The sequence below is a fragment of the Mesorhizobium sp. WSM1497 genome (assembly GCF_001672455.2).
Taxonomy (GTDB): domain Bacteria; phylum Pseudomonadota; class Alphaproteobacteria; order Rhizobiales; family Rhizobiaceae; genus Mesorhizobium; species Mesorhizobium ciceri.
On record NZ_CP021070.1, the window covers coordinates 2,343,984 to 2,370,364 of the forward strand.

27 protein-coding genes are annotated in these 26,381 nt (G+C 62.1%); 7 read left to right on the plus strand and 20 right to left on the minus strand.

The window, feature by feature from the left end; translation table 11 throughout:
* The first annotated feature begins 5 nt into the window (after positions 1-5).
* Complete coding sequence (locus A9K65_RS11320) at positions 6-551, plus strand: adenine phosphoribosyltransferase (RefSeq protein WP_013529989.1); 546 nt, start codon at positions 6-8, stop codon at positions 549-551.
* A gap of 45 nt (positions 552-596) precedes the next feature.
* Here the strand turns inward: A9K65_RS11320 and A9K65_RS11325 are convergent, their stop codons facing one another.
* From A9K65_RS11325 to A9K65_RS11355, 7 genes are all read right to left on the minus strand, one after another.
* Entirely contained in the window at positions 597-1,067 is a 471-nt protein-coding gene (locus tag A9K65_RS11325) for a MaoC family dehydratase (protein ID WP_013529990.1), read from the minus strand.
* The gene (locus tag A9K65_RS11330) at positions 1,064-1,540 is read right to left on the minus strand and encodes a MaoC family dehydratase (RefSeq protein ID WP_013529991.1); all 477 of its coding nucleotides are present in this window, start codon (positions 1,538-1,540) and stop codon (positions 1,064-1,066) included. The genes A9K65_RS11325 and A9K65_RS11330 overlap by 4 nt, the downstream gene beginning before the upstream one ends.
* Positions 1,541-1,663: 123 nt before the next feature.
* Positions 1,664-2,638 carry a magnesium/cobalt transporter CorA gene (corA, locus tag A9K65_RS11335; RefSeq protein WP_023809832.1) on the minus strand — a complete coding sequence of 325 codons (975 nt, stop codon included), beginning with the start codon at positions 2,636-2,638 and terminating at the stop codon, positions 1,664-1,666.
* Positions 2,639-2,878: 240 nt separating this feature from the next.
* Positions 2,879-3,982 (minus strand): redox-regulated ATPase YchF, encoded by a 1,104-nt coding sequence (gene ychF, locus A9K65_RS11340; RefSeq protein WP_024505635.1) that lies wholly within the window; start codon positions 3,980-3,982, stop codon positions 2,879-2,881.
* 89 nt (positions 3,983-4,071) lie between these two features.
* Entirely contained in the window at positions 4,072-4,797 is a 726-nt protein-coding gene (gene pth, locus A9K65_RS11345; RefSeq protein WP_027162157.1) for an aminoacyl-tRNA hydrolase, read from the minus strand.
* Positions 4,798-4,820: 23 nt separating this feature from the next.
* Positions 4,821-5,462 (minus strand): 50S ribosomal protein L25/general stress protein Ctc, encoded by a 642-nt coding sequence (locus A9K65_RS11350; RefSeq protein WP_013529995.1) that lies wholly within the window; start codon positions 5,460-5,462, stop codon positions 4,821-4,823.
* A gap of 249 nt (positions 5,463-5,711) precedes the next feature.
* A complete protein-coding gene (locus A9K65_RS11355) occupies positions 5,712-6,746 on the minus strand; it encodes a methyltransferase (RefSeq protein ID WP_013529996.1) in 1,035 nt (344 codons plus the stop codon).
* A gap of 295 nt (positions 6,747-7,041) precedes the next feature.
* Here A9K65_RS11355 and A9K65_RS11360 point away from each other — a divergent pair, with 295 nt between their 5' ends.
* Positions 7,042-9,048: an EAL domain-containing protein gene (locus tag A9K65_RS11360; RefSeq protein ID WP_032808605.1), complete on the plus strand. Its 2,007-nt coding sequence runs from the start codon at positions 7,042-7,044 to the stop codon at positions 9,046-9,048.
* Between the two features lie 46 nt (positions 9,049-9,094).
* Here A9K65_RS11360 and A9K65_RS11365 read toward each other — a convergent pair whose 3' ends face one another.
* Entirely contained in the window at positions 9,095-9,523 is a 429-nt protein-coding gene (locus A9K65_RS11365) for a MarR family transcriptional regulator (protein WP_013529998.1), read from the minus strand.
* Between the two features lie 151 nt (positions 9,524-9,674).
* Between A9K65_RS11365 and A9K65_RS11370 the strand changes: the two genes are divergently transcribed.
* Positions 9,675-10,532 (plus strand): alpha/beta hydrolase, encoded by an 858-nt coding sequence (locus tag A9K65_RS11370; RefSeq protein ID WP_064994493.1) that lies wholly within the window; start codon positions 9,675-9,677, stop codon positions 10,530-10,532.
* A gap of 68 nt (positions 10,533-10,600) precedes the next feature.
* On the opposite strand, the gene A9K65_RS11375 is transcribed toward A9K65_RS11370, so the two are convergent.
* Positions 10,601-11,842 (minus strand): MFS transporter, encoded by a 1,242-nt coding sequence (locus A9K65_RS11375; protein ID WP_063170320.1) that lies wholly within the window; start codon positions 11,840-11,842, stop codon positions 10,601-10,603.
* A 151-nt stretch (positions 11,843-11,993) separates the two neighbouring features.
* On the opposite strand from A9K65_RS11375, the gene A9K65_RS11380 reads away from it, so the two are divergent.
* Complete coding sequence (locus A9K65_RS11380; RefSeq protein ID WP_013530001.1) at positions 11,994-12,878, plus strand: helix-turn-helix transcriptional regulator; 885 nt, start codon at positions 11,994-11,996, stop codon at positions 12,876-12,878.
* A 12-nt stretch (positions 12,879-12,890) separates the two neighbouring features.
* Here the strand turns inward: A9K65_RS11380 and A9K65_RS11385 are convergent, their stop codons facing one another.
* The 6 genes from A9K65_RS11385 to lgt all read right to left on the minus strand — a co-directional run bounded on the left by A9K65_RS11385 (position 12,891) and on the right by lgt (position 18,727).
* A complete protein-coding gene (locus A9K65_RS11385; RefSeq protein ID WP_013530002.1) occupies positions 12,891-13,826 on the minus strand; it encodes a ribose-phosphate pyrophosphokinase in 936 nt (311 codons plus the stop codon).
* Between the two features lie 237 nt (positions 13,827-14,063).
* Positions 14,064-14,693: a hypothetical protein gene (locus A9K65_RS11390; protein WP_063168841.1), complete on the minus strand. Its 630-nt coding sequence runs from the start codon at positions 14,691-14,693 to the stop codon at positions 14,064-14,066.
* Positions 14,694-14,736: 43 nt separating this feature from the next.
* Positions 14,737-15,888: a Xaa-Pro peptidase family protein gene (locus A9K65_RS11395; protein ID WP_013530004.1), complete on the minus strand. Its 1,152-nt coding sequence runs from the start codon at positions 15,886-15,888 to the stop codon at positions 14,737-14,739.
* Complete coding sequence (gene pgeF / locus A9K65_RS11400) at positions 15,888-16,682, minus strand: peptidoglycan editing factor PgeF (protein WP_027162151.1); 795 nt, start codon at positions 16,680-16,682, stop codon at positions 15,888-15,890. Before pgeF ends, A9K65_RS11395 begins: the two co-directional genes overlap by 1 nt.
* A 105-nt stretch (positions 16,683-16,787) precedes the next feature.
* Positions 16,788-17,876 carry a class I SAM-dependent methyltransferase gene (locus A9K65_RS11405; RefSeq protein WP_027162150.1) on the minus strand — a complete coding sequence of 363 codons (1,089 nt, stop codon included), beginning with the start codon at positions 17,874-17,876 and terminating at the stop codon, positions 16,788-16,790.
* Positions 17,873-18,727: a prolipoprotein diacylglyceryl transferase gene (gene lgt, locus A9K65_RS11410; RefSeq protein WP_027162149.1), complete on the minus strand. Its 855-nt coding sequence runs from the start codon at positions 18,725-18,727 to the stop codon at positions 17,873-17,875. The genes A9K65_RS11405 and lgt overlap by 4 nt, the downstream gene beginning before the upstream one ends.
* 169 nt (positions 18,728-18,896) lie before the next feature.
* On the opposite strand from lgt, the gene A9K65_RS11415 reads away from it, so the two are divergent.
* The 3 genes from A9K65_RS11415 to A9K65_RS11425 all read left to right on the plus strand — a co-directional run bounded on the left by A9K65_RS11415 (position 18,897) and on the right by A9K65_RS11425 (position 20,431).
* Positions 18,897-19,199, plus strand: coding sequence for an accessory factor UbiK family protein (locus A9K65_RS11415; protein ID WP_013530008.1), 303 nt, complete (start codon positions 18,897-18,899; stop codon positions 19,197-19,199).
* 344 nt (positions 19,200-19,543) lie between these two features.
* Positions 19,544-20,044, plus strand: a complete 501-nt coding sequence (locus A9K65_RS11420) for a YbjN domain-containing protein (protein ID WP_013530009.1) — start codon at positions 19,544-19,546, stop codon at positions 20,042-20,044.
* A 27-nt stretch (positions 20,045-20,071) separates the two neighbouring features.
* Entirely contained in the window at positions 20,072-20,431 is a 360-nt protein-coding gene (locus A9K65_RS11425; RefSeq protein ID WP_013530010.1) for a tRNA-binding protein, read from the plus strand.
* Between the two features lie 111 nt (positions 20,432-20,542).
* Here the strand turns inward: A9K65_RS11425 and A9K65_RS11430 are convergent, their stop codons facing one another.
* From A9K65_RS11430 to A9K65_RS11450, 5 genes are all read right to left on the minus strand, one after another.
* Positions 20,543-22,117 (minus strand): hypothetical protein, encoded by a 1,575-nt coding sequence (locus tag A9K65_RS11430; protein WP_084015988.1) that lies wholly within the window; start codon positions 22,115-22,117, stop codon positions 20,543-20,545.
* A 288-nt stretch (positions 22,118-22,405) separates the two neighbouring features.
* Entirely contained in the window at positions 22,406-23,428 is a 1,023-nt protein-coding gene (locus A9K65_RS11435) for a glycosyltransferase family 1 protein (protein WP_064994494.1), read from the minus strand.
* A 220-nt stretch (positions 23,429-23,648) separates the two neighbouring features.
* Entirely contained in the window at positions 23,649-25,064 is a 1,416-nt protein-coding gene (locus tag A9K65_RS11440; protein WP_013530013.1) for an ATP-binding protein, read from the minus strand.
* A gap of 49 nt (positions 25,065-25,113) precedes the next feature.
* Entirely contained in the window at positions 25,114-25,833 is a 720-nt protein-coding gene (locus tag A9K65_RS11445; RefSeq protein WP_013530014.1) for a response regulator transcription factor, read from the minus strand.
* Positions 25,820-26,353, minus strand: a complete 534-nt coding sequence (locus tag A9K65_RS11450) for a MarR family transcriptional regulator (RefSeq protein ID WP_024505623.1) — start codon at positions 26,351-26,353, stop codon at positions 25,820-25,822. Before A9K65_RS11450 ends, A9K65_RS11445 begins: the two co-directional genes overlap by 14 nt.
* Positions 26,354-26,381: the final 28 nt, after the last annotated feature.

The following is a 26,381-nucleotide window of genomic DNA, read 5'->3' on the forward strand; positions in this document are numbered from 1 at the left end:
GACCCATGAAATCCTCGCTCGAAGACACGCTGCTTGCCGCGATCCGCACCATTCCGGACTATCCCAAGCCCGGCATCCTGTTTCGCGACATCACCACGCTGCTTGGCAATGCGCGCGCCTTCCGCCGCGCCATCGACGAACTGGTGCATCCCTATGCCGGCCAGAAGATCGACAAGATCGCCGGCATCGAGGCGCGCGGCTTCATCCTTGGCGGCGCCGTCGCCCATCAGCTCTCGGCCGGTTTCGTGCCGATCCGCAAGAAAGGCAAGCTGCCCTACGAGACGGTGCGCGTCGCCTATAGCCTGGAATACGGGCTGGACGAAATGGAGATGCACAAGGACGGTGTTGCTCCGGGCGAGAAAGTGATCCTGGTCGACGATCTGATCGCCACCGGCGGCACGGCTGAAGCGGCGGTCAAGCTGCTGCGCCAGATAGGTGCCGACATCCTCGCCGCCTGTTTCGTCATCGACCTGCCGGACCTCGGCGGGCGTGCCAAGCTGGAGGCGCTTGGCGTGCCGGTGCGGACGCTGATCGGGTTCGAGGGGCATTGAGTGTTCTTCCCTTCTCCCACATGGGAGAAGGAAGAAGCGCCGCCTCTACTCGGCCTTCACCAGCACGGCGCTTTCGAACTCGAGCACCTTGGCGCCGGTCGAATCGAAAGCTTCCGAACGCAGCGCCAGCAGCCGCCAGCCGGGGCGTGAGGCAATCGGGCGGTGCGACAGCGCGGTGCGCGTAAAGGTGATGGTTTGCCCGGCATAGACCGGCTTCAGCCATTTCAGGTTCTTGAAGCCAGGCGAGGGGCCGAATTCCGGCACCGGACCGGGGCCGCTCCACGCAGCGATCTCGGCGTCCATGCGGTTTTCGAGATTGAGTTTCATCCAGGTGGCGGCGGTGTGCCAGCCGGATGCGCAGAGCCCGCCGAGCACGCTTTTCTTCGCGGCCTCCTCGTCGGTATGGAAGATCTGCGGGTCGTATTTGCGGGCGAAGGCCTTGATCGCCTCGGGCTCGAATGTGTGCGAGCCGAGCGTCACCGTGGTGCCGATACGAAAGAACTCGTCCAGTGTCATGCTTGGCTCCCCGCGGCATCGCGCGTGAGGAACATGGCGGAGTTCTCGAGCTCGAAGACGCTTTCGCCGCGCTGGTTGAACAGTTCGCTGCGCATTGTAACGAAGCCGAGTTGCGGCTTCGATTTGGACAGGCGCTTGGCAACGACCACCAGGGTGCCGGTCAGTTGATCGCCGGCCAGGACCGGCTTCTTCCATTTGACCTGATCGACGCCGGGCGCGCCCTGGCAGGTCGAGTCCAACAGGAAGGCATCGCACAGCATGCGCATGAACATGGCGCAGGTGTGCCAGCCCGACGCCGCCAGCCCACCGAGGATGCTGGCCTTGCCGGCTTCCTCGTCGAGATGCATCGGCTGCGGGTCGAATTCTCCGGCGAATTCGACGATCTCGGCGGCACTCACGAGCTTCGAGCCGAGGTCGATCGATGCACCCTCGATGAAGTCCTCATAGGCCCATGTTTTTATCTCTGCGGTCATGGTCTGGAATCCGGCTTGTCGACCCACGATCCTCAGGATCGGGGTTTCCGGATGCAGGCCGGCGTTCATTTGGTCAAGCGATTTCTACTGCGCCAGCCTGTGGCAGCCGATCGACAGGCCCACTCAGAGCCAGCCGCGGCGGCGGAAATACCAGAAGGGCAGGATCGCCGACAGCACCATCATGGCGATGGCGAAGGGATAGCCAAGTTCCCATTTCAACTCGGGGATGACGTCGAAATTCATGCCGTAGATCGAGGCGACCAAAGTCGGCGGCAGGAAGATGACGGCGGCGACCGAAAAGATCTTGATGATGGCGTTCTGCTCGATCGAGATCATGCCGAGCGTCGCGTCGAGCAGGAAGGAGATCTTCTGCGACAGGAAGGTGGCGTGGTCGGCGAGTGACAGCACGTCGCGAGACAGCGTCTTGATGCGCGCCTTGGTGTCCTTGCTCATCTTGGTGCGGGTCGAGGCATGGGCGAAAAAGCCCGCCAGGCGCTGCAGCGAGATCAGGCTGTCGCGGATCGAAGACGCGATGTCCTCCTTGCGGCCGATGGCTTTCAACAATTCCTGGAAGTCGCGATTGCGCTTGGAAACCTTGGTCGATCGCGCCTCGAAGATATCGCGCGAGATCGCCTCGATGTCACGGCCGGCACGCTCCAGAATGTCGGCGAGACGGTCAACGATCGCCTCCAGCAAGCCGATCAGGATGGTGTCGCCGCTGGTGCAGCCGGTCGCCACCTTCTCGGCGCGCTGCGGAAAGGTCTTGAAGGCCTTCGGCTCATGGTAGCGCACAGTGATCAACCTTGTGCCGGCGAGCACGAAGGTGACCGGCGACATCAAGGGATCGTCGACCTCGGTCTGCGCGGGCAGGGTTGCGGTCATGAAGTAGGCGCCGTCCTCGACATAGAGGCGGCTCGAAATCTCGATCTCCTCCATCTCCTCGCGCGTCGGAATGGCCACGCCGAGCCAGCTCTCGATCGTCGCTTCCTCTTCCTTTGTCGGGTTGAACAGGTCCGCCCAGACGATGGTCTCGCTGTTTGCCAGGAGATCGTCGACGACGCGCAGGCGATCATTGTCCACGACGAAGGCCTTGATCATCGCCTGATTCCCTTGCTGGGGCCAAAGGGTGCGTTCGGATTGACGCGTCGTGTTGGATTGCACGGTTCCCGGCGCCAGCGCCGACCGTGCGTCTGCCGCTTAGACCTGTGACGTGACAAAATCAAGACAAGTGGCTGTCCCGGGCGGCCCGGCGGATGGCCGCCGGCCGAGTCGGAAAATCACGCCTGAAAAGTTTCGTCGGTTACCCCGTCGGATGTCTGGATGCTCGATAGACCAGCCTCAGGTGTTGAACTTGAACAGCAGGATGTCGCCGTCCTGGACGACATATTCCTTGCCTTCGTCGCGGGCCTTGCCGGCTTCCTTGGCCGCCACTTCGCCGCCCAGTGTGACGAAGTCATTGTAGGCGATGGTCTGGGCGCGGATGAAGCCGCGCTCGAAATCGGTGTGGATGACGCCGGCGGCCTGGGGGGCCTTGTCACCCTTATGGATGGTCCAGGCGCGCGTCTCCTTCGGCCCGACGGTGAAGTAGGTGATGAGGTGCAACAGATCGTAGCCGGCGCGGATGACCTTGTTGAGGCCGGGCTCGTCGAGGCCGAGCGAGGACAGGAATTCCATCTCTTCCTCATCGGAGAGCTGTGCGACCTCGGCTTCGATGGCGGCCGAGATCACCACGGTGCCGGCGCCCTGGGCGGTCGCCATCTTTTCCACGGCCCTGGTGTGCTCGTTGCCGGTGGCTGCGTCGGCCTCGGCGACGTTGCAGACATAGAGCACGGGATGCGAGGTCAGAAGGTTCAGGCCCTGCAGGATGCGCAAATCTTCGGCCGAAATATCCTTGAGCAGGATGCGGGTCGGCTTGCCGGCCTGCAGCAGTTCTAGCGCTGCCTCCATCATCGGCAGCACTGACGTCGCTTCCTTGTCCTTGCTGCCGGCGCGCTTGCGGAATTGCACGATGCGGCGCTCGAGGCTGTCGAGGTCGGCGAGCATCAGCTCGGTTTCGACCGTCTCGGCATCGGCCACCGGGTCGATGCGGCCCTCGACATGGGTAATGTCGTCATCCTCGAAGCAGCGCAGCACATGCACGATGGCGTCGACCTCGCGGATGTTGGCGAGGAACTGGTTGCCCAGCCCTTCGCCCTTCGAGGCGCCGCGCACCAGACCGGCAATGTCGACGAAGGAGATGCGGGTCGGGATGATCTCCTTTGACTTGCCAATCGCCGCGATCTTCTGCAGGCGCGGATCGGGCACCGCGACCTCGCCGGTATTCGGTTCGATGGTGCAGAACGGATAGTTGGCGGCCTGCGCCGCAGCCGTTCTGGTCAACGCGTTGAAAAGCGTCGACTTGCCGACGTTGGGCAAGCCAACGATGCCGCATTTGAAACCCATTTTGTCCGGTCCTATCGGGAAATAGAAATTTGATCAGGGCTATGGGCGATAGGGGTGATCAACGTCAAGCCCTTCGGTTCCCTTGATGCTCAGTCCTTGCCGCCGAACAGCTTCTTCAGCATGGCGGCCATCGGACCGCTTTCCGGCAGCTTGGCCAGGGGCTGTTGGGGCCGTGCCTGGCGGACGTGACTTTGCTGCTTCTGCGCCGGCTGCTTAGGTGCCGATTTTTCGGGCTCCGGCCCGGCCTTGCCCTGGACGGCGAGACTGGCTTTGTTCATGAAGCCGGATTCGTCGCCTTTGGCGATCATGGCGGCGTTGTCGGCGATCGCGTCGAGCAGCGGGTCAAGCCATTCGCGGTCGGCCTTGTCGAAATCGCCGAGCACATGGTGCTGGACCATTTCCTTGACGCCTGGATGGCCGACGCCGATGCGTACGCGGCGATAGGCGTTGCCGACATGGCCATCGATCGAACGGATGCCGTTATGGCCGCCGGCGCCGCCGCCGGTCTTTATGCGCAGCTTGCCTTCGGCAAGATCGATCTCGTCATAGAAGACGGTGAGCGCGGAAAGCTCGAGCTTGTAGAAGCGCAGCGCTTCGCCGACCGACTGGCCGGACAGGTTCATGAAGGTCTGCGGCTTGATCAGGACGACTTTTTCGCCGCCGAGCGAGCCCTCGGCGATCAGGCCCTGAAATTTCTTCGACCAGGGCGAAAAGGAATGGCGGCGGGCGATTGCGTCCGCCGCCATGAAACCGACATTGTGCCGATTGCCGGCGTATTTCGCGCCCGGATTGCCGAGACCTGCAAACAGCAGCATCGCCTGCTCCGGGCGTGAAAGAGTTACTTCTCTTCGGCGGCAGGAGCCGCTTCAGGTGCAGCCGCTTCAGCCGTCTCTTCCGTCTCCGGCTTCATCGCCGACGAACCGGCAATGGTCGCGATGGTGAAGTCGCGGTCGGAGATCACAGGCTTGACCCCAGCGGGCAGCTTGACCGCCGAGATGTGGATCGAATCGCCAATGTTGGCGCCGGTGAGATCGACGGTGATGAATTCCGGGATCGCATTGGCCGGGCAGTGGAACTCGACTTCGTGACGCACGATGTTGAGCACGCCGCCGCGCTTGATGCCGGGCGACTTGTCCTCGTTGATGAAGTGGACAGGCACGTCGACATTGACTTCGGTGTCCTTGCCGATGCGCAGGAAGTCGACATGGACAGGGAAATCCTTGACCGGGTCGAGCTGGAAGTCCTTCGGCAGGACCTGGATCTTCTTGCCATCGACATCGATCGTGGCGATCGTGGTCAGGAACCCGCCGCCATGGATCTTGTAGTAGATGTCCTTGTAGGTGAGCGCGATAGCCAGGGGAGGCTGCTTGTCACCATAAATTACTGCAGGCACTTTACCGTTGCGGCGAACTGCACGGGCGGACCCCTTACCGACCTGTTCGCGTGCTTCGGCCTTGAGCTCGTAAGTGTCGTGGCTCATGGCATTTCCTTTCGGTTTGTTCTGGAGCGCTCACGGTGGGCAGAGTGCCTGGACCGTAAACGTCGAAAGCCGACATACCCATGCATGATCTGGTCCGAAAACCGGAATCCACTTTTCGGGATCATGCGGGAAGGCGGCCTTCCGCCGCGTTGCCTCCAAGGGTGTCTACGCGGGTGGCGGCTCTATAGCGGAAGGCGGCCGGAGGTGCAAGCCAAAGGCACGACCGGCCTGGTGCAGCCCAGACGGCCGCTATCCGCGCTTTTCGATGACGGCATAGAGCACGTTGCGGTTCTCGCCGAAGAATACCTGCGCCTCGACGGTGTTGCGGTCGACGCTGGCATTGACGATGTTCCACATATCGACCTCCGATCGCAGCAGCAACACCCAGTCCATGAACGTCTCCCGATACCCCGCGTCGGGGGTGCCCTCGGCGTAGTTGGCGAACAGGAATGTTCCGTTCGGCTTCAACATCTGCAGGCAGGTCTTCGTGAGTTTCACCGCGACGTTGTGGGCGAGGTAGTCGTAAAGGCCGGAGGCGTAGATGAAGTCGAATTTGCCGAGCTTGTGGCCCCGCGTGAGCACGGTTCGCACCGAGCCGTCGATGGCTTCGACGGCGGTGCCCTGGAAGTCGCGCGAGATCAGCCCAACGCTCTGGGGATCCTGGTCGAGCGCAACCCAGCGCTTGAGACGGCCCTCCGTCAGGGCGACCGAACGATTGGCTTCCCGCAAATGGCCGGCCGCGATCGCCAGAACCTCGGTTTCCGGTCCGTTCTTGGCCGCGATCTCGTCGACATATCGGGTCAGGAGGTCGCGTCGTTCCCGGGCCGCGACGCATGACGGTACGTTCTGGGTATGGCTATAGAGTGCTTTGCCGACCTCCGAGGCGTTCGCCACGCTCTCTGCCACGTGCGGATCACAATAGATGTAGTCGAGCAACTGCGCGTCGCCGGAATAGCCCCTGGGTTTGGTGAAGGACCAGTGCGTCAGTGGATCCTCGAGAAAATACTTTAGGATCGGATGGTTCTGCGCGACCGGTATCAACGCATGCCAGACGTCGGGATGAACCTTGGAATGCAGGCCATTGAGGAAGGACAGCAAGCGGCCGACGATCTCGGCCGGGTTCTTGTCCTGTTCGACCTGCTGCTGTGTCGCGTGGAGAATGAGGGCAAGCTCCGCGCGCGCGGTTTCGAACGCTTCGCCATGATGCTCGATCTTTCCCCGAGGCAGCGTGCCGGCGAGCATCTCGGCAGTAATCAAGCTTTTGCCATCAAGAACGGTCTGCACGCCATCACTCCATAGTTAACAGTCGGTTAACTTATTGCGTAGAATGCTCCCTTTGCCAATGTCGGGCCGACGGCATTTTAGGTTTATGATTAATTTCCCGCCAACCATGTTCGTTGGTTAATCAGCTTCCGAGCCGGATTCCGGGTTCGAGTTAACGGAAACTTGTCTTGCGCGATTGCATTTGTTTGCCCGGCGTTCGCAATCGCCGTCGCGTCCCAAGGAGCCGGCCCGCGTGGGGGCAGAAGCTGGAAATGAGTTCGGAAAACAAAATCCCTTTCAAAAGGGGTCGATTGTGATGAACGAACACGTGTCATCCGCATTGGCCGATACGGTTGATGCGGAGCCGTACGAGCCGCGCTACGAACTGGGGGCCGACGAACTTCGCGCCCTCTACCGCACCGAAGCCCGGGCGACGCGAAGAGGGGAAGCCAGGCCAGGGCTTTGGATCGCAGTTGCGATCTATCTCTTGTTTTCGGCAACGGATCTGCTGCTGATCCCGGATGTGGCCGCCTATACGATCACGGCGCGCTTCGCGGTCGGCTTGAGCGCGCTTTTGATCCTGGAAGCGCAGCTTCGCCACGGCGTCGGGACGGAATGGCTCGACGTGACCTGCGCCGGGGCCATCATCTTTGGCTATGTTGGTTGGCTGTGTCCGGCGATTATGGGCGCGGACAAGGAAAGCGTCTCTTACTATATGGTCTTTGGGACCATATTCATGATGAGCGCCAATCTTTTCTTTACATTCAATTTCAAGCTTTCTATCGTAACCTCGACAATAATCTTATGTATACTTTATATCGTAAATTACTTTGTTCCCTCAACTCTCATATACAAAATGGTATTTGGGGCTTTCTATGTTTCTTGTTTCACGTTCACCTCATATGTGAACTGGAAACTGAATGAGGAACGCTACAACGTCTTCCTGAACGCCCTGGAAGCCAAGATCCAGCACAATGAGGCGACCGAACGCGGCAAGGCCCTGCTGAGGTTGTCGCGGACCGATCCGCTCACGGGTCTGGAGAACCGGCGCGCGATCGACGAGAAGCTGCGAGACTACTGGAACGATTGGCAAAAGGTCGGCACCAGCTTTGGGGCGATCCTCATCGACGTGGACTTCTTCAAGAAGTTCAATGACTGCTACGGCCATCAGGAAGGCGACCGCTGCCTGATCCATGTCGCCAATGCCCTTAGCGATATGATCAAACAGTATAATGGCTCCATCGGCCGCTATGGCGGCGAAGAGTTCATCGTCCTGGCTCGCATGGAGAAAAAGGAGCAGATCCTGGACATTGCGGAAGCCATTTGCAGCACGGTGGAGAACCTGGCTCTGACGCACGAACTGCGGCGCGACGGCGTCTCGATCGTAACGGTAAGCGTTGGCGCCGCATTCACCCGGACGCAGACCGGGGCCAAGCTGGAGAAAATCATTCACGAGGCCGATCGCGCTCTCTATCTGGCAAAAGCCGGCGGCCGAAATTGTGCCCGGCTGTTCGATCCAACCGACCCGCAAAGCAGTGACGAGAGCGAGAACATTGCGGCTTTGCTGAAGATCGCGATCGGCCAGAATCTCGTTTCACTCGTTTACCAGCCTATCCAGGATGTCAAATCGGACCGGGTTGAAGCGGTGGAGGCTCTGATGCGCCTCAAGATGCTCGACGGCACATCGGTTCCGCCGAGCCTGTTCATTCCGGTCGCCGAACGGACCGGTGCGATCCTGGAACTCGGGCGCTGGGCGATAAGGACAGTGTGCGCCGAACTGCTGGCGGACGACCACGTCCGTGTCGTCAGTGTCAACGTCTCCCCGATCCAGCTCAAGACACCGGGCTTCGCGACGTCGGTCGCGACCATTCTGGGCGAGACGGGTGTCGCAGGCAGCAGGCTGGCCTTCGAGATCACCGAAGGGCTGGAGATGGAGATGCACTCCGACATCCTGCGCTGCATCAGCGACCTGAAGCTGCTCGGGATCAAGATCTGGCTTGATGATTTCGGGACCGGCTTTGCGGGCCTTTCGTGGCTTCGCCTGATCGATTTCGATACGGTGAAGATCGATCGCTCGTTTCTGCATGACTGCAGCTCCCCGAGCGGCAAGGCGATGCTGCAGGACATTATCACCCTGGTTCGAAATCGCGGCCACAAAATCCTGGTCGAAGGGGTGGAGACAGACGAGCAGATGGCCCTTATGCGCGAATTCGGCATAGACAAGATCCAGGGCTTCCATGTCGGCCGTCCCGCTCCCGCCGTCAGTTTCCAGGCAAAGCGGGCCATGCGCAAACGGCCATTTGCCGTGCTTAAGTCCGCATGATGGTGGCCTCTTCCGACGTTTGGCTTAGCCGTCGTCAAAAGCCGTGCTAGCGGTCGCCGGTCAACGCGGCGCGTAACGCCTGGATCTGCCGGTTCAGCGCATCGAGCTCAGTCAGCGTCATGCCCGAGCGTTCGACCAAGGCTTCGTTCAGGCAGTTGCATTGGACAAGCAGTGCGCGCCCGGCTGATGTCAGATCAACCTGCACCTGGCGTTCGTCGGTCTGGCTGCGCTGGCGGGTCACCAGCCCGGCCTGCTCCATTCGCTTCACCAGCGGCGTGACGGTGCTCGATTCCAAAGCGAGCCGATGGGCGATGGTGCCGACCGACATGCCGTCGGCCTCTCCAAGAGCGTTCAACACCAGGTACTGGGGATAGGTGATGCCCATCTCGTCCAGCATCGGCTTGTAGGTGCGGTTGATGGCCATGCTGGTGGCATAGAGCGTGAAACAGAGCTGATTGTCCAACGGGAGAGGCACGGCGCATTCCTTTTGCCAATGTGGGCATCAAATCGATACCACGAAAAATGATATCGCGATACATATTTTTGTGGACAAGGGTTTTAGGCCGCGTTAGCTATATCGATATCGCGATATTGTTTATCGCGAAAATAACCAGAAGGAGATTGAGATGACCTCGCAAACCAAACCCAGCTCCGGCAGCGGCATGATCACCACCAGGGACGGAACGCAGATTTACTACAAGGACTGGGGGACCGGGCAGCCTGTCGTCTTCCATCACGGCTGGCCGTTGAGCAGCGACGATTGGGACGCCCAGATGCTGTTCTTCGTGTCACAGGGCTACCGTGTCATTGCCCATGATCGCCGAGGCCATGGCCGCTCGACCCAGACGGATATCGGCAACGAGATGGACACCTATGCCGCCGACGTCGCGGAACTCGCAGCCCATCTGGAACTCAAGAACGCCATCCATGTCGGCCATTCGACCGGCGGCGGCGAAGTGGCGCGTTATGTCGCCAAGTATGGCGCCGGCGGCCGTGTCGCCAAGGCGGTGCTGATCGGCGCGGTGCCGCCAATCATGCTCAAGACTGCCGCCAATCCCGGCGGCCTGCCGATCGAAGTGTTCGACGGCTTCCGCTCCGCGCAGGCAGCCAATCGCGCCCAGTTCTTCCGCGACGTTCCATCAGGTCCGTTCTACGGCTTCAACCGCCCGGGCGCAGAGGTATCGCAGGGCGTCATCGACAATTGGTGGCGCCAGGGCATGATGGGCGGCACCAAGGCGCATTATGATTGCATCAAGGCCTTTTCGGAAACCGACTTCACCGAGGATCTGAAGGCGATCGACGTGCCTGTGCTGGTCATGCACGGCGACGACGACCAGATCGTTCCCATCGCGGACTCGGCGCTGCTGACGATCAAGCTGCTCAAGAAGGGCGAGCTCAAGGTCTACAAGGGCTTCCCGCACGGCATGGCCACGACCCATGCAGACATCGTCAACGCCGACCTGCTGGCCTTCTTCAAAGCATAGGCCGTTGGAACGAAAAAAGCACCCGCCGTCCGGCGGGTGCTTTTCCTTGCGTGGGTTTCAGGCCTGATCTAGGCGGCCGCCTGCGCCTTGCGCGCTTCCTTCATGTTGGGCAGGAACACGGTCAGCAATCCAAGGAACGGCAAATAGGAGCAGATCTGGAAGACGAAATCGATGCCCTTCATGTCGGCGACCACGCCGAGCACGGCCGCCGCGATGCCGCCCATGCCGAAGGCGAAGCCGAAGAAGATGCCGGCGATCATGCCGACGCGACCCGGCACGAGCTCCTGCGCAAAGACGACAATGTTGGAGAACGCCGAGGAGAGGATCAGGCCGATAAGCACCGTCAGCACCATCGTCCATTCCAGATTGGCGTAGGGCAGGGCGAGCGTGAAGGGCAGCACGCCGACGATGGAGAACCAGATCATCGCCTTTTGCCCGTAGCGGTCGCCGAACGGGCCGCCGAGCAGGATGCCCAGCGCCGAGGCACCGAGGAACAGGAACAGCATGACCTGGCTCATCTGCACAGAAACGCCGAACTTATGCATGGAATAGAAGGTGTAGTAGCTGGCGAGGCTGGCGATGTAGGCATTCTTGCTCAGCACCAGCAGTGTCAGCACGATCAATGCATTCATCACCTTGCGGCGCGGGAAGGGCGAAACGAAGCTCGCCGCCTTGCGGGTGCCCTGCGCGGCACGCAGCCGGCTGTACCAGCCGCCGACCTGCCACAAAACGATGATGCCGATCAGCGAGCCGACGGCGAACCAGGAAATGCTGGTCTGGCCGAACGGCACGACGATGAAGGCCGCCAGCAGCGGCCCCATGGACTGGCCGAAATTGCCGCCCACCTGGAACAGCGACTGCGCCAGGCCGAAGCGGCCGCCGGAAGCGAAGCGGGCGATGCGCGAGGATTCCGGGTGGAAGATCGCCGAGCCGATGCCGATCAGCGAGGCGCCGATCAGCAGCAGCGAATAATGCCCGGCATAGGCGAGCACGATCAGGCCGATCAGCGACGACGCCATGCCGTAGGGCAGCGAATAGGGCATCGGCCGCTTGTCGGTGATCATGCCGATCAGCGGCTGCAGCAAGGATGCGGTCACCTGGAAAGTGAAGGTCAACAAGCCGATCTGCCAGAAATCGAGGCCATAATTCTCTTTCAGGAGCGGGTAAATGGCCGATAGCAGCGACTGCATGATGTCGTTGATGCAGTGGCAGAAGCTCACCGCCAGGATGACGGTGAAGGCCGTCGCCTGGGCTGAGGCGTGACTGGCGCTCGCCGGTGGGGCGACGCTGGCTGCTGTCGTATCGGTCAAGGTAGGCTCCGTGGTCTTTTTGGCGGGCACGCCCGCAGGCAACTGGCGGACGCTCCTTGCGGCCACCCTAGGGACGGTGCCTTATAAGCCGCTTGCGAGACGACTTCTTTCGTGGTTTGGTCCAATAGTTTCGCAAGTGGGCCATAACTAGATGCCGCACGGCAAAGAAGTCTTTCACGCTGGCAATGCCAATCTCGGCCAGTTGCACGAGAGCCGCTGGCAGTGGCTTGAGCAAGTGGCCGGGCCGGCGGTGGCATTGCCGACCGAATATCCTGACGGCTACCGCGTGCCACAGCACCGCCACAGCCGCAGCCAGCTCTTGCATGCGCTTGTCGGTGTGGTGCTGGTGACGACACGCTACGGGCGCTGGATGGTGCCGCCCGACCACGCGATGTGGATTCCAGCCGGCACCGAGCATTCCGTCGAGATGCTGGGCGACGTCTCGATGCGTTCGGTTTATGTCATGCCACAGGCGATCCCCGGGCTGCCCGAAGGCTTGCGCGTCGTCGGCGTCACCGACCTGATGCACAGCCTGATCGTGGAATCGGAGAAGCTCCCGCAAGGCGGCGTTCTGGAAGGACGCGGTGGGCTGATCATGAACCTTCTGCTGCACGAAATCCCGACCTTGCCGGAACGGCCTCTCGGGCTGCCATTTCCGTCCGATCCAAGATTGTCGGCGCTGTGCCGACGCTTCGTCGCAGCACCGTCGCCGCATGCGACCATCGACGAGTGGGCCGATGCAGCCGGCATGAGCCGCCGTTCCTTCACGCGCGCCTTCCAGCGCCAGACCGGCCTGTCGCTGTCGACATGGCGCCAGCAGGCCTGCCTGTTCGCGGCGCTGCCCAGGCTGGCGGACGGCGAGCCGATCACCAGGGTGGCGCTTGATCTCGGCTATGACAGCGTGCCGGCCTTCATCACCATGTTCAAGCGCATGCTGGGGACCTCGCCGCGCGGCTATATGCGCGGCGCACGCGAGAACGTCGAGGTCGCTCGTCGCCTGATCGGCCCGGTTCGGTTGGAAAGCTCCGCGCCTTAAGGGCAGGCGGGTTTAGTCGAACAGGCTGGACACCGATTCCTCAGTCGCCGTGCGCGAGATGGCTTCGCCCATCAGGTCGGCGATCGAGATGACGCGGATGTTGGGCGCGTCGAGCACGCCCTGGGTCGGCTGGATGGAATCGGTGATCACCAGTTCCTGCAGCTTCGAGCCGCTGATGCGGGCAACGGCACCGCCCGACAGCACGCCGTGGGTGATATAGGCGGTGACGCTGGTGGCGCCGTTGGCCAGCAGCGCATCGGCGGCGTTGCACAGCGTGCCGCCGGAATCGACGATGTCGTCGATCAGCAGGCAATCCTTGCCGGCGACCGCGCCGATGATGTTCATGACTTCCGATTCGCCCGGCCGTTCGCGGCGCTTGTCGACGATGGCCAGTTGCGCATCGAAGCGCTTGGCCAGCGCACGGGCGCGGACCACGCCGCCAATGTCGGGCGAAACCACCACGACGTTGCCGAGTTGCTTGTATTTGGCCTTCACGTCGCGGGCCATCACCGGCACGGAAAACAGATTGTCGGTCGGGATGTCGAAGAAGCCCTGGATCTGGCCGGCATGCAGGTCGAGCGTCAGAACGCGGTCGACGCCGGCGCGGGTGATCATGTTGGCGACCAGCTTGGCCGAGATCGGCGTGCGGCCGGAGGCGCGGCGGTCCTGCCTGGCGTAGCCGAAATAAGGGATGACCGCCGTGATGCGCTTGGCCGAGGAGCGCATGAAGGCATCGATCATGATAAGCAATTCCATCAAATGATCGTTGGTCGGGAACGAGGTCGACTGCAGGATGAAGACATCCTCGCCGCGCACGTTTTCCTGGATTTCGACGAAGATTTCCTGGTCGGCGAAGCGCCTGACCGTGGCTTTGCCCAGCGGGACGTTGAGGTACCGGGCGACTGCTTCGGCCAGCACCCTGTTGGAATTGCCCGCGAAGAGTTTCATGCACGGTTCCTGGTGGAGGATGATGAGGCCTGACGGACTCGCTTGCGCCCTTTAACCGGGCTTTTAGCGGCCCGCGCTGGTATTGCAAGCGCCGAGATCGGGAATCCGCCGGCTAAACTCAAGAAAGCTCCGCGCCATCGCCGGACTGCAACAGGGAGCAGGGGACTTGTGCTGGTTCTTCTTCTCATTGGGCATCGGATTTTCCCAAAACCGTCTCCACTTTGGGGTCCGATGCCTCTAGCCCGCCTTGCCGCCGAGCCAGGCGGCGAACTGGTCGATGGTCTGGTCGGCGATCGCCTGCATGGTGGCCGGCGAGATCCCCTTCCAGCTGTCGCCGCCCGCGCTGGCGCCGGAATTGACCGACGGAGCCTTCTGCTGGCCATTGATGCGGTGCAGCCGGTTGCCAGCGGGGTCATAGACGTCCCAGACATAGATGACGGTGGTGTCGGCGCCTTCCGACATCGTCGAGAAATAGCCTTTCAGCACATGTGTCACGGTCTGGTCGGCGCTGCCGGCGAGAGTGATGCCGCGCTGCCTGGCACGGGTCTGCAACTCCGCCGTCAGAGGTGTCGCAGCTTCCACCGAAGCGCCGACGATCGGCGCGATCTGCAAGCGGGTCTTCGACAGGATGGCAGCGCTTTGGGCTGATGTGACCGGTGCGGCGGCGGTTGCGGGAGCGCCAGACGTGCTGGTGGCGGGCCCGGCCGGAACCGTTGCCGCCGTGTTGCCTGACGTTGCGGGCAGCGTCTGGGTCGACGTCGCCGGCGGGGTGATCGCCGACGGTTCGAGCACGTCCTTTGCGTTGGTGCAGGCGGCAAGAGCCAATGCCACAAGCAATGACACGGTCGTCACATGCGATCGTCTCATTTGCCTTCTAACTCCTTGGCGAAGAACGCCTCCCACTGTGGATTCACTTTACGATCAAGTCGAGATCATGGCGGGACAGCGGCCTGGGCTGGGATTCGGTGGTCAGGTAGGTGCGGCCAAGCGTCATCGCCGTCTCGGTGTCGGAGTCCATGATGATCATATGGGCGAACAGCGTCATGTTGGGCGCGATCGGTTCGGGATTGCCCTGGTAGAACATCGGCATGTCCATCCAGGACGGGGTGAAGCGGGCGCCGACCGAATAGCCGCAGGCGTTCAGCCGGTGCTTGGTCAGGCCGTGTGCCTCCATGGTGCGGGCATGCGCATCGAAGACGTCGCCGAAGCTGTTGCCCGGCATCATCGCCTTCTCGACAGCCAGGAGTGCTGCGCGGGCGGCGTCGAACAGTTCCTGATGGCGCTTCGACACCTTGCCGGTCAGCACCGTGCGCATCATCGGCGCATGGTAGTGGTTGAAGACGCCGGCCCATTCGAGCGTCAGCTGGTCGTTCTTGGTGAGCTTGCGGCGGCCGGCCTTGTAGCGGCACAGCAGCGCATCGACGCCGGAGCCGATGATGAACTCGTTGGCCGGATAGTCGCCGCCGCCGGCGAAGATCGCGCCCTGCATGGCGGCCAGGATCAGAGCTTCGTCGCCGCCTTGCTTGATCAGCGGCAGTGCCGCGTCGAGCGCATCGTCGGAGAGATTGGCGGCCTTCTCGGCCTTGGCGATCTCGGCCGGGCTCTTGAACAGGCGCAGCCGGCCGACAATGCCGGACGCATCGGCGATCTGGCCGAAGGTCTGCAACTGCTCGTCCAGGCGGCGGCCGTTGAAGGCGGTCAGGCCGTGGGTGTCATATTCGACACCGATGCGGGCGCCGAGCAGGTCGAGTTCGTTGAGCAGATTGCGCAGGTCGACCGCGGGATTGGCGCCGTTGCGGTCGGTCCACAAGACGATGTTGTCGATAATCGAGGTCTGACGTGCCTGGCGCAGGTCGGCCGAGCGGGTCAGAAGCACCATCGAACCGTCGGCCTTGACCACCAGGCACTGGAAGAAGCAGAAGCCGAACGTGTCGTAGCCGGTCAGCCAATACATGCTTTCCTGCGCGAACAGCAGGATGGCGTCGAGCTTCTTTTCGGCCATCTCGATGATCAGCCGGTCGCGCCGCGCGTCAAATTCAGATCGTTCAAAATGCAGCGCCATTATTCCCTCTCCAAGACAATTGCCGAAACCTGCCGGCCGTAATCGGGCTCCTTGCGATGCGTGGTGCGCCGATAGGAGTAGAACAGGCCTTCCTCAGCGTAAGTGCAGCGGTCGAGGCCCTCAGCCGTCACGCCTGCCTTGGCCAGCCGGTCAACCGTGTAGCGGTTGAGGTCGAACATCGCATGGCCGGCATTGGCGGACGGAGCGAAATAGAGGATGTTTTCGGCGTCGGATTCGACAAAGCGGGCGACGAATTCCGGGCCGACCTCGTAGTTTCGCGGGCCGATGGAGGGGCCTAGCACGGCGACGATGTTTTGGCGCCGGGCGCCGAGGCTTTCCATCGCCAGGATGGTGTTTTCGAGCACGCCGGTGAACGCGCCTTTCCAGCCGGCATGCGCAGCGCCGATGATGCGCGCCTGCGCATCAGCGAACAGCACGGGACCGCAATCGGCGGTCGAGGCGCCGATGGCGATGCCCGGCCGATCGGTGACGATGGCGTCCGCCTTGGGGCGCTCGCCGGCAAAGGGCTCCCTGGCAATGACGACATCGGGCGAATGGATTTGCCAGGCGGTCAACAGATGGCTTGCCGGCACGCCCATCCAGGCAGCGACACGGGCGCGGTTCTCGGCAACCAGCGTCTGGTCGTCATTCGATCCGGTGCCGATGTTGAGGCCCTGATAGATGCCGCCGGAAACACCGCCGACGCGGGTGAAATAGCCGTGGCGGATGCCTTGTGCCTGCGCCTCGTCCAGCAGCGGCGACCGAACGGGATCCGGTTTGGTCTGATTCAGCATGCGGGCGTTGTTGTCCGTGTGGGCGGTTTCGTCAAGAAGAAGGTGCTTGGTCGAGAACAGGCTGCAAAGCGCGGACGGGAGATTGGGAGGGGCGGCGGTAAAAAGTCAATCCGCCTCGGCAAAGGGCCGAACCGCCACGCCGCGAGGCAGCACCGCAAGCACCTTGAACAGCTCGCCCATGGCTTGCGGCCCGGCGAGGCGCTCGACGTCGCCGGCGATCCTTTCGCGCGCCGCCTGACCGGCATCGGCGCCAAGGCGGCCGGCGCGCTCGAGGATGCCCATGCCGAGCAGGAAGTCGCCCTGTGTCGTCAGATGGGCTTCGAGGCCATGTGCACGCGCGATCGCGGCAAGGGCGGCGAAATCGACGTGGGACGTGAGGTCGGCCTCACCGGGATTGGCCAGCACATCTTCGTGATCGTGGCTGCGCAAGGCCTGCAGCGTGTCCCCGACACCCGGCTGGAAATGGCCGTAATCGAGAAACAGGCCGGCGCCGCCATGCCTGGATATGCGCTCGGCGATTGTTGCCATCAGCGCGGTGCGGGCAGGTGCCACTTCGGCGATCGCGCCTTGCGGCGCGTGAGCGGCATCGGCGGGCAGCAGCGTCGGGTCGACCGAGCCGGCGCCGGCGAAGAAGCAAAGGTCGTTGGTCTCGTCGAGGCCGACCATGCGCTCGCGCCAGCCGGCGCCGGCGCGGATGAACTGGCGGATGGGAACGGCGTCGAACAGTTCGTTGCCGACGATGAACAGCGATTGTTGCGGCAAGGTCTCGATGGTTTCGTGCCAGCCAACCGCGAAGGGTGTGACGCCAAGCGTCTTTTTTTGCACCTCGGTCAGGCGCGGGCTTGTCTCGATCATGGCGAAGGTGGCGCCGTTGGCCAGGTCAGGATCGAGCCGCGACAGCGTGCGCAGCATGTCCTTCATCAGCGTGCCGCGGCCGGGTCCGATCTCGGCGATGGTGGCCGACCGCGACCGGCCGCCCGCCAGCCAGGCTTGATAAAGCCACACGGCGACCAGTTCGCCGAACATCTGGCTGATTTCCGGCGCGGTGATGAAGTCGCCGCCCGCACCAAAGGGCTCGCGCGTCGTGTAGTAGCCGTCCGCCGGGTCGAACAGGCAGAGCGCCATGTACTCGTTGACGGGAAGCGGCCCCAGGGCCTCGATCAGGTCGACGATGCGGGTCTTCAGCCGTGTCATGCCGGCTGCGGCTGTGCCACCGGCTTGGCGGTCAGCATCGCCCAGATGCCGGCCAACACCATCGGCGACGACAGGATCATGCCCATGGTCAACCAGTTGGTGCCGAGGAGATAGCCGAGCTGCTGGTCGGGTTCGCGGAAGAACTCGACGAAGATACGCGACAGGCCGTAGCCGCAGATGAAGGCGCCGCCGACGAAGCGCGGCGTCTTCAGCTTAAGGCGCGAATGGGTGAGGATGCGCAGCACGAGGAACAGCACCACGCCCTCCAGAAGCGCCTCGTAAAGCTGGCTCGGATGACGGGCAAACGGCCCGCCATTGGGGAATTCGAACGCCCAGGGCACGTCGGTTGGCCGGCCCCACAGCTCGGAATTGATGAAGTTGGCGACGCGCACCAGGCCAAGGCCGACCGGCACGCCGGCCGCCACGACATCGAACAGCGACCAGGTGCGGATGCCGCGCTTGATGGAAAACAGCGTCATGGCGAGGATGACGCCGAGCAGGCCGCCATGGAACGACATCCCGCCCTGCCACACGGCGAAGATATCGAGCGGGTGCGCGATGTAGCGCGCCAGATCATAGAAGAGCACATAGCCGGTGCGGCCTCCGAGCACGACGCCGATGGCCGCCCAGACGATGAAATCGTCGAGATCCTCCGGCTTCATCGGCAGGACGCCGTTCGGCCACAGCCTGGCATTGGCGGCGAGCCGCTTGGCATACCACCAGGCGAACAGGATGCCGACGATATAGCCGACGCCATACCAGTGCACCGCCAGCGGCCCGATCTGGATGAGGATCGGGTTGATGTTGGGGAAGGGCAGGGAGGCCAGCGGCAGCAGGAAATATTCGTTCAACGGGGAACTCTCGATTGCGAGCGTGTTTGGGCGCGGACCATGCGGCAGGGTTTTGGCAGGGTCAAGGCAAGGTGGGCGCACTCGACTTGATGCCGCAGCAAGGTGCAACAAGCTTGCATTCGACGCGCGGCGCCACTACGTCAATTTTGTGCAAGCGCGAGGATTTGCCATGTCGACCGGACCGAACCGCATTCTCGATGAATTCGCCAAGCTGATGACCGACGCCGCCGGCGCCGCCCAGGGCGTGCGCCGTGAGGTGGAGACCGCCTTCAAGGGTCAGGCCGAGCGCATTCTCAACACGATGGACGTGGTGCAGCGCGAAGAGTTCGAAGCCGCGCGCGAGATGGCCGCCAAGGCGCGGGAAGAAAACACCCGCCTTGCCGCCCGCATCGAGGCGCTCGAGGCGAAGCTTGCCGAACTGGCCGGTGACGCCACACCAGCGACGGCCGCCAAGCCGCGCACAAAAAAATAATCGTTAAACTTTTCCACATAGCCCGATCCTGAAAAGCGCTTTGCCGTGAATCGCTTAACGGCATTGCATGAATCTTTGTGACAGCGGCTTTCCACATGCGAATGACGCAGTGCGAAAAATTGGGCTGTTCACGCGACTCCCGATCAATAGACTGAATTTGTTGCATGATTCGGAGCAGGATCATGCGACCGGGCGGTGGGGTCCGGTCTGGGGTCTTTGCGTCGAGAAGTCGTCTTTGCGCGAAGAAAGTCCTGGCCGTCCGAGTTCTAGACAAGATTGTTCGTTGTGTGTGCCCTCCCGCGGAGCGTGTGGCGGCGCTCGTACAGAACGACAGGAAGCATTCCATGGAACTTCTCGAACTCGAATTCTCCCGCGAAATCCATCCGGTGGATGTTATCGAGCAGGTGGCCCACAACAACGACTGGTCCTTCGAGCGGGCCGGCGACGACGAGATTTCGATCTCGGTTGCCGGAAGCTGGACCGACTATCACGTCTCCTTTTCGTGGATGGAGGATTTCGAGGCGCTGCACCTGGCCTGCGCCTTCGATATCAAGGTGCCGGAGACCCGCACGCTGGAAGTGATGCGGCTCTTGTCGCTGATCAACGAGCAGATGCTGTTTGGCCATTTCGACCTCTGGGAGCAGGAGGGCGCGATCATGTTCCGCCAGTCGCTGCTGCTGGCCGGCGGGGTCGAGCCGTCGAGCCAGCAGGTCGAAGTGTTGCTGTCGTCGGCGCTGGAAGCCTGCGAATGCTATTTCCAGGCATTCCAGTTCGTCGTCTGGTCGGGAACCTCGGCCAAGGATGCCCTGGCCGGCGTGCTGTTCGAGACTTACGGCAACGCCTGAGTCCCCGTTAAGGCAGACAAGACCAAGATGAGTTCGAACACCGAGCGCAAGCCCGAGATCAGTTTTGCCGATTTCGATCGTGTCGACATCCGCGCCGGCACGATCGTCGAGGCCGAACCGTTTCCCGAGGCGCGCAAGCCCGCGTTCAAGCTGAAGATCGATTTCGGCGCCGGCATCGGTATCAAGAAATCGTCGGCGCAGATCACCAAATACTATACACCGGAGACGCTGATCGGCCGGCAGGTGTTCGCGGTGGTCAATTTCCCGCCGCGCCAGATCGGTCCATTCATGTCGGAAGTGCTCACTCTCGGCTTTCCCGACGAAGAGGGCGCCGTGGTGCTCGGCGCGATCGAGCGTAAGGTGCCGGATGGCGGGCGGTTGTTTTAGGGTCTCAACTGGGGATCGGAATCCCCCGCGAACCGGGATGGATTGATAATCCTTTCGGCAGATGCTTCAGCATGAATGCCGATGAGGTGACAGGAGTGTCGCGCGCGGACATCATCCGCTTTTCCTGTCCGCGTCGACCAATTTCCTTATTCTGTAAAATTTGAACTGTTTGCCTTCGGCGATTAATTCAAGGTTGCCGTGTCGTGGCGGGCTGCGCTCCGGCGCGATTACCAGCAGATAGTCAAAGTCACGGGTCCAATGCGCTGCATACGCCGCCTCGACCGGTGGGGAAGCACCGGCGGCGTAGGCCTCCAGCTCAGACATCGGGATAGGCCCGCCTTGCGGTACGGTCAGGTTTGCCACTTCCGGCCGGGGCCTCACCGGCTGTTTTCCCGGATAGGTGAACAGCGTTGGCATCAGTGCATTGCGTGTGACTACGGCCAACGCGGCAGCATTGTACATTGGATAAAGGAGCAGATTCGTTGGCGGGTCGTCTGGAAGGCCATTCTGGCCGGTAAGGATTCGCGAACCCATTGGAATGGCGTCGAACGCGGTCATAAGGGCACGATATTCGCTGCGGCACGACAATTGGGCCCAGATCGCGATGCCACTGTTTGCAAGCCCGGCGCCAAACGCCAGCGCGACGAGAAATGTTCCACGCGAGTCTTGCGGACGCTTGATCGTGACGAAGGCTGGCAGGATCAGAATAAGCGCCAGAAGGACGCGCCCGTCGACAAAGGCCGTGTCCGCAACGCGAAACGGCATGACAATGAACAGGCACAAGAGCCCAAAGCCTATCCAGCAGCCGACGCGAGAGACCGCCACCATCCTGTGCTTCACCGCAAGGTAACTGAGAATGACCAGCACCACGGTCACGGCTGAGGAAGTGTATCTGCTGAAGCCGTTGACTTGAACCAGCGCCAACAATTTCGCCGACAGGGCCCATTCGGTTCCTTCGCCACCCACTTTGCCGCCGTAGGCGAGCGCCAGGGCGCCAACTGCGACGACCGGAGCAGCCATTCCGGCAACCAGCAAGATCGTGCGTTTCCAATTCTCAATATGGTCTGGCCAGCGGGAGAGTTCGTACAGCCCCACCACAATGCCATACAGGCCGAGGGCAAATAGGTGAGAGATATACAGAACCACGACGAAGACGGCGTGGATCGCAAGGCGCAGCGGCAAAGGTCTTTCCGCAAGCCAAATCCAAACCGCGATGGACCAAAGAACGATCCCCAGTCCAAATTCAAAATTCACGAATCCGAAAGCGAAAGGCATGGCGTAGAGGAAGAGCGAAGCGACGAAGCCGCTGAGGATCACACGCCCCTGTGCGGCCGCTCCGACGGCCATTGCCCCGCTGACGACCAGCATTTGCGAGACTAGATAGAAAAGCTTTGATGCCAGCTCGATCCCGATCAAGCGCCCAGCGAACGGGACGACGAGATCCATGGCTAGATTAGGGTAGGGTGCCCACGCGGCTTCATAGTAGGGATGGGCTTCGGGCGTACCGGCGCGCATCAGGATCGACATTCTTGCGAGATGATTTGGATAGTCTGCCATAGCGGGTATGTCGACGAGCAGTACGGGCAAGAAAGCCACCACCAGCAGAACTATCAGCAAGGTACCTTCGGGCCTGATGAAATGGCTCGTGTAACTGTTGATTTTGTTGCTGACTGTTGCTTCGAGCATGCCGCAATGTAGGTAGAAATGGTAAATTTTGAGTCGCCGACAATTGCCAAGGATTCTCCATGTCTTTGGGAGGGCGAGATGACGGCGCGGCTCAAGTATGGATGACTACGCAGCCCTGAACTGCGTTGTCAATCTGACTTGGTCATGGCTTCGAAGTCGCACAATACGTCATGCCGAACATCTCTTTGAAACAAGGTGCCGTGGCAGACTAACGGTTGATTGTGCGTCGCCGCGCTTTGTCATCCGTGGCGGTGTGTCAGCTTCGCCCTTGGATAACGAAAAGCACGATCAGGCCGCCAGCTTTCGCGGTGTGCCCAGTGCTTCCTCGACCGTATCGAGGAACATTTCCGCACAGGCCTTCCAGCTGTAGCGCATGGCGCGTTCGCGGGCTTCGGCACGGTCGACGTTGAGCGCGGCGAGTGAGGCCTCGCGCAAATCGTTGGAGACCGCGCCGCCAAAACCATCGCCGACAATGTCGATCGGCCCGGTCACCGGATAGGCGGCAACCGGCGTGCCGCTGGCCAGTGCCTCGATGATGACGTTGCCGAACGTGTCGGTGCGGCTCGGGAAGACGAAGACGTCGGCCGAGGCATAGATCTCGGCCAGTTCGTCGTTGGGGCGATGGCCGAGGAAATGCGCTTGCGGATATTTCGCCTTCAGCCTGGCAAGCTCGGGGCCTTCGCCGACGATCACCTTGCTGCCGGGCAGGTCGAGGTCGAGGAAAGCACCCAGGTTCTTTTCGATGGCGACGCGGCCGACGCAGAGGAAGATCGGGCCGGGGAAGCCGAGGTCCTTCTTCCTGTCCGGGCGGAAATGGTCGGTGTCGACGCCGCGCGTCCATGGCCGCAGCTTGGTGAAGCCGCGCGCGGAAAGGTCGTCGGCGAGCGACTGGGTGGCCACCAGCGTGCCCTGGCCGGAATTATGGAAATCGCGCAGCCAGCGATAGGCCCAGCTTTCCGGCACCGGCAGGCGGGCGCTGAGATATTCGGGAAAGCGCGTGTGATAGCTGGTGGTGAATGGACGGCCGGCATTGCGGCAATAGCGCCGCGCCATGAGGCCCAGCGGTCCTTCGGTGACGATGTGGATGTGGTCGGCCTTGCCGGCGTCGATCAGGCGCGCGACATGGCCGGGCGTGGTCAGCGCCAGCCTGATGTCGGGATAGGTCGGCAAGGGCAGGGTGCGAAAGATATTGGGCGTCAGGAAATCCACCGCGACGTCGAAGGACTTCAGCGTCTCGGTGAGCCGCTCCAGCGTGTGGACGACGCCGTTGACCTGCGGGCGCCAGGCATCGGTGACCATCAGTATGCGCATGGCGGCCCTTTGCTTGAAAGGTCGACGGTTGCCTTGAGACGATGCCGGAACGGCGACCAGCCTGCTGCTCTCGCTTCGCTCCAGCGCACCCGGACAGGTACGGGGTCGAAGTGAGGCGGCAAGGCCGAATCAATTGAGGTCGCGCGCTTCATGCGCGCTCTTGATCATGGTTTCATGACGGGCGGATGAAGCGGTTTCCACTTTTCGGAATCGTGCCCGGTTATGCCGGAACCTTGATGATGGCGCGCAGTCCGCCGAGCGGGCTGTCTTCAAGAGTGATGTCGCCGCCATGGGAGCGGGCGATGTCGCGGGCGATCGACAGGCCGAGCCCGGTGCCGCTGGCATCGAGGTTGCGGGCCTCGTCGAGCCGCACGAAAGGCTTGAACACGTCTTCGCGTCGATCGGCGGGAATGCCCGGACCATCGTCGTCGATGGTGACCAGCAGCGAGCCGCGGCCATGGGTGGCGTTGACCTCCACCGTCTTGGCATAGCGGAAGGCGTTGCCGATGACGTTGGACATCAGCCGGGCAAAGGCATTGGGCCGCACATGCACATCGTGATCGCCGGCAAGCGTCGTCGACAGCTTACGCTTGCGCAGCCTGGCTTCCTCGTCGAGCTTTTCGAAATAGGCCTCGAGATCGAACCGTCCGGCGTCTTCCGAAGCTTCGCCGCGGGCAAAGGACAGATAGCCTTCGAGCATCGACTGCATGTCGTCGATGTCCTGGTCGAGCGCTGCCTTGGTCTCGGCCTTGCCGCCGGAAAGCGCCAGCTGCAGCTTGAAGCGAGTGAGGATGGTTCTGAGGTCATGGCTGACGCCGGTCAGCATGGCGGTGCGCTGTTCGATCTGGCGTTCGATGCGCTCGCGCATCTGCATGAAGGCAAAGCCGGCGCGGCGAACCTCCTCGGCGCCGCGCGGCCGGAAATCGCGCGGCATCGGCCGGCCCTTGCCAAAGCTTTCGGCGGCTTCGGCAAGCATCAGGATCGGCCGGATCTGGTTGCGCAGGAAGGGAATGGCGATCATCAGCAGCACCAGCGAGGTGCCGACCATCCAGATCAGGAAGATGTGGGTGTTCGAGGCATAGGCCTGGCTGCGGCGCACGAAGACGCGCAGCACCTTGCCCTCGAGCTGCACGCGCACCTCGACGATGTTGGAGTTGCCGACCGTGTCGATCCAGAACGGGCGGTTGATCTGGCGGGTGATCTCGGACGAGAGAACATCATCCAAAATCGAGAAAAACGGCTTTGGACCGGGCGCGGGGAGTGGGTCGGGCGGCAAGAGGTCGACCTTCAGCTGCATGCGGTCCTGGGCGATGCGGATTATGTTGGTGTAGTCGGCATCGCGCGGATAGGTCTCGATCAGGTCGATGATGGCGGCGATGTCGCGCACGGTGGCCTGCGACAGGCGCTGCGTCACGGTTGCCCAGTGACGTTCCATGAAGACGAAGGCGACGACCGATTGCAGCAGGATCATCGGCGCGATGACGATGATCAGCGAGCGGGCATAGAGCCGCTTGGGCATATAGAGCGAGACGAGGCGCCAGAAGCGGTTCCAGGCGCGCGGCACCGCCTTCAGCGTCCGCGCGGCGCGTGCGCTCAAGCCGCCATTGCCCGGCTGTTCCAGTTCCGTGGTTGCCATTCGCTCTTTTCGCTTGCCCGCAGCCGTTCAGCCGGCCGCAGGCGGCATTCTATTCCACGCTGAGCCGATACCCAATACCGCGTACGGTCTGCAGCCAGACCGGATTGGACGGATCGCGCTCGATCTTGCGGCGCAGCCGGTTGATCTGGACGTCGATGGTGCGCTCGCCGACTTCCGAATCGTCGCCGACAAGCTCGTGGCGGGGTATCGTCTCGCCCGCCCGCGCGGCGAAGATCGCCAGGATCTCCTGCTCGCGATCGGTCAGCTTCAACGCCTCGCCGCCACGCTTCAATTCGCGCCGGGCGATCTGGAAGGTATAGGGGCCGAAGACCAACTGCTCGACCTTGGGCGTGGTCGCCGGGCCACCGCGGCGCAGGATGTTGTTGATGCGCAGGATCAGCTCGCGCGGATCGAACGGCTTTGGCAGATAGTCGTCGGCGCCAGCCTCCAGCCCTGAGATGCGGCTGTCGGTCTCCGACAGCGCTGTGAGCATCAGGATCGGTACGTTCTTTTCGGCCCGCAGCGACTTGGTCAGGTCGACGCCCGTCTCGCCGGGCATCATGACGTCCAGCACCAGAAGGTCGAAGTCGAGGCCGGCAAGCTTGCGCCTGGCTTCGCCGGCATTGCCGGCAACGGTGACGCGAAAGCCATTTTCGGTCAGATACTGCTTGAGAAGATTGCGGATGCGGGTGTCGTCGTCGACGACAAGCAGATGCGGCGCGTCGTCGTCCGGCGCGGCCGCGTGATCGACCCGTTCAGTGCTCTCCATGGCTTTTCCCTGACATTTTTGCGGACCCAACGTCGATCTGCGCCCTCAGTTCCGGATTGACCATCGCTTCGAGGAACCGTTCCACCAAGGTCCGTTCGGTTACTCCGGAATCCCCCAATGCAGCATGGATGCGGCGCGACTGTGGCCGCGCCAGCGCCAGCGCCAGCGCACGGCCCTTGGCTGTCGGATAAAGTTCGCGCTGGCGGCGGTCGCGCGGACCTTGCAACTGCACGATATGGTCGGTGTCGATCAGTTGCTTGAGCACACGGGCCAGGCTCTGCTTGGTGATCTTCAGCACGTCGAGCAGTTCGGCGACCGTCAGGCCCGGCCTGCGGTTGACGAAATGCAGCACCCGGTGGTGGGCCCGGCCGAAGCCGTAATCGGCCAGGATCTGGTCCGGATCGGAGGTGAAGTCGCGATAGGCAAAGAAGAGCAGCTCGATGATGGCGAAGTCGATGCCGTCCTCGACCGACATTGCGGTCCTGATCGGTTTTCCGGCGGCTGGGCTTCGATCCGTCATTATTTCTCCGTGGGAAAGAGAGATTATG

What these genes read in the sequence shown, in the direction of transcription:
- A9K65_RS11320 (WP_013529989.1), top strand. Translation starts at nt 6, where the DNA reads ATGAAATCCTCGCTCGAAGACACGCTGCTTGCCGCGATCCGCACCATT.
- A9K65_RS11325 (WP_013529990.1), bottom strand. Translation starts at nt 1,067, where the DNA reads ATGACACTGGACGAGTTCTTTCGTATCGGCACCACGGTGACGCTCGGC.
- A9K65_RS11330 (WP_013529991.1), bottom strand. Translation starts at nt 1,540, where the DNA reads ATGACCGCAGAGATAAAAACATGGGCCTATGAGGACTTCATCGAGGGT.
- corA (WP_023809832.1), bottom strand. Translation starts at nt 2,638, where the DNA reads ATGATCAAGGCCTTCGTCGTGGACAATGATCGCCTGCGCGTCGTCGAC.
- ychF (WP_024505635.1), bottom strand. Translation starts at nt 3,982, where the DNA reads ATGGGTTTCAAATGCGGCATCGTTGGCTTGCCCAACGTCGGCAAGTCG.
- pth (WP_027162157.1), bottom strand. Translation starts at nt 4,797, where the DNA reads ATGCTGCTGTTTGCAGGTCTCGGCAATCCGGGCGCGAAATACGCCGGC.
- A9K65_RS11350 (WP_013529995.1), bottom strand. Translation starts at nt 5,462, where the DNA reads ATGAGCCACGACACTTACGAGCTCAAGGCCGAAGCACGCGAACAGGTC.
- A9K65_RS11360 (WP_032808605.1), top strand. Translation starts at nt 7,042, where the DNA reads ATGAACGAACACGTGTCATCCGCATTGGCCGATACGGTTGATGCGGAG.
- A9K65_RS11370 (WP_064994493.1), top strand. Translation starts at nt 9,675, where the DNA reads ATGACCTCGCAAACCAAACCCAGCTCCGGCAGCGGCATGATCACCACC.
- A9K65_RS11380 (WP_013530001.1), top strand. Translation starts at nt 11,994, where the DNA reads ATGCCGCACGGCAAAGAAGTCTTTCACGCTGGCAATGCCAATCTCGGC.
- A9K65_RS11385 (WP_013530002.1), bottom strand. Translation starts at nt 13,826, where the DNA reads ATGAAACTCTTCGCGGGCAATTCCAACAGGGTGCTGGCCGAAGCAGTC.
- A9K65_RS11390 (WP_063168841.1), bottom strand. Translation starts at nt 14,693, where the DNA reads ATGAGACGATCGCATGTGACGACCGTGTCATTGCTTGTGGCATTGGCT.
- A9K65_RS11395 (WP_013530004.1), bottom strand. Translation starts at nt 15,888, where the DNA reads ATGGCGCTGCATTTTGAACGATCTGAATTTGACGCGCGGCGCGACCGG.
- pgeF (WP_027162151.1), bottom strand. Translation starts at nt 16,682, where the DNA reads ATGCTGAATCAGACCAAACCGGATCCCGTTCGGTCGCCGCTGCTGGAC.
- A9K65_RS11405 (WP_027162150.1), bottom strand. Translation starts at nt 17,876, where the DNA reads ATGACACGGCTGAAGACCCGCATCGTCGACCTGATCGAGGCCCTGGGG.
- A9K65_RS11415 (WP_013530008.1), top strand. Translation starts at nt 18,897, where the DNA reads ATGTCGACCGGACCGAACCGCATTCTCGATGAATTCGCCAAGCTGATG.
- A9K65_RS11420 (WP_013530009.1), top strand. Translation starts at nt 19,544, where the DNA reads ATGGAACTTCTCGAACTCGAATTCTCCCGCGAAATCCATCCGGTGGAT.
- A9K65_RS11425 (WP_013530010.1), top strand. Translation starts at nt 20,072, where the DNA reads ATGAGTTCGAACACCGAGCGCAAGCCCGAGATCAGTTTTGCCGATTTC.
- A9K65_RS11430 (WP_084015988.1), bottom strand. Translation starts at nt 22,117, where the DNA reads ATGCTCGAAGCAACAGTCAGCAACAAAATCAACAGTTACACGAGCCAT.
- A9K65_RS11435 (WP_064994494.1), bottom strand. Translation starts at nt 23,428, where the DNA reads ATGCGCATACTGATGGTCACCGATGCCTGGCGCCCGCAGGTCAACGGC.
- A9K65_RS11440 (WP_013530013.1), bottom strand. Translation starts at nt 25,064, where the DNA reads ATGGCAACCACGGAACTGGAACAGCCGGGCAATGGCGGCTTGAGCGCA.
- A9K65_RS11445 (WP_013530014.1), bottom strand. Translation starts at nt 25,833, where the DNA reads ATGGAGAGCACTGAACGGGTCGATCACGCGGCCGCGCCGGACGACGAC.
- A9K65_RS11450 (WP_024505623.1), bottom strand. Translation starts at nt 26,353, where the DNA reads ATGACGGATCGAAGCCCAGCCGCCGGAAAACCGATCAGGACCGCAATG.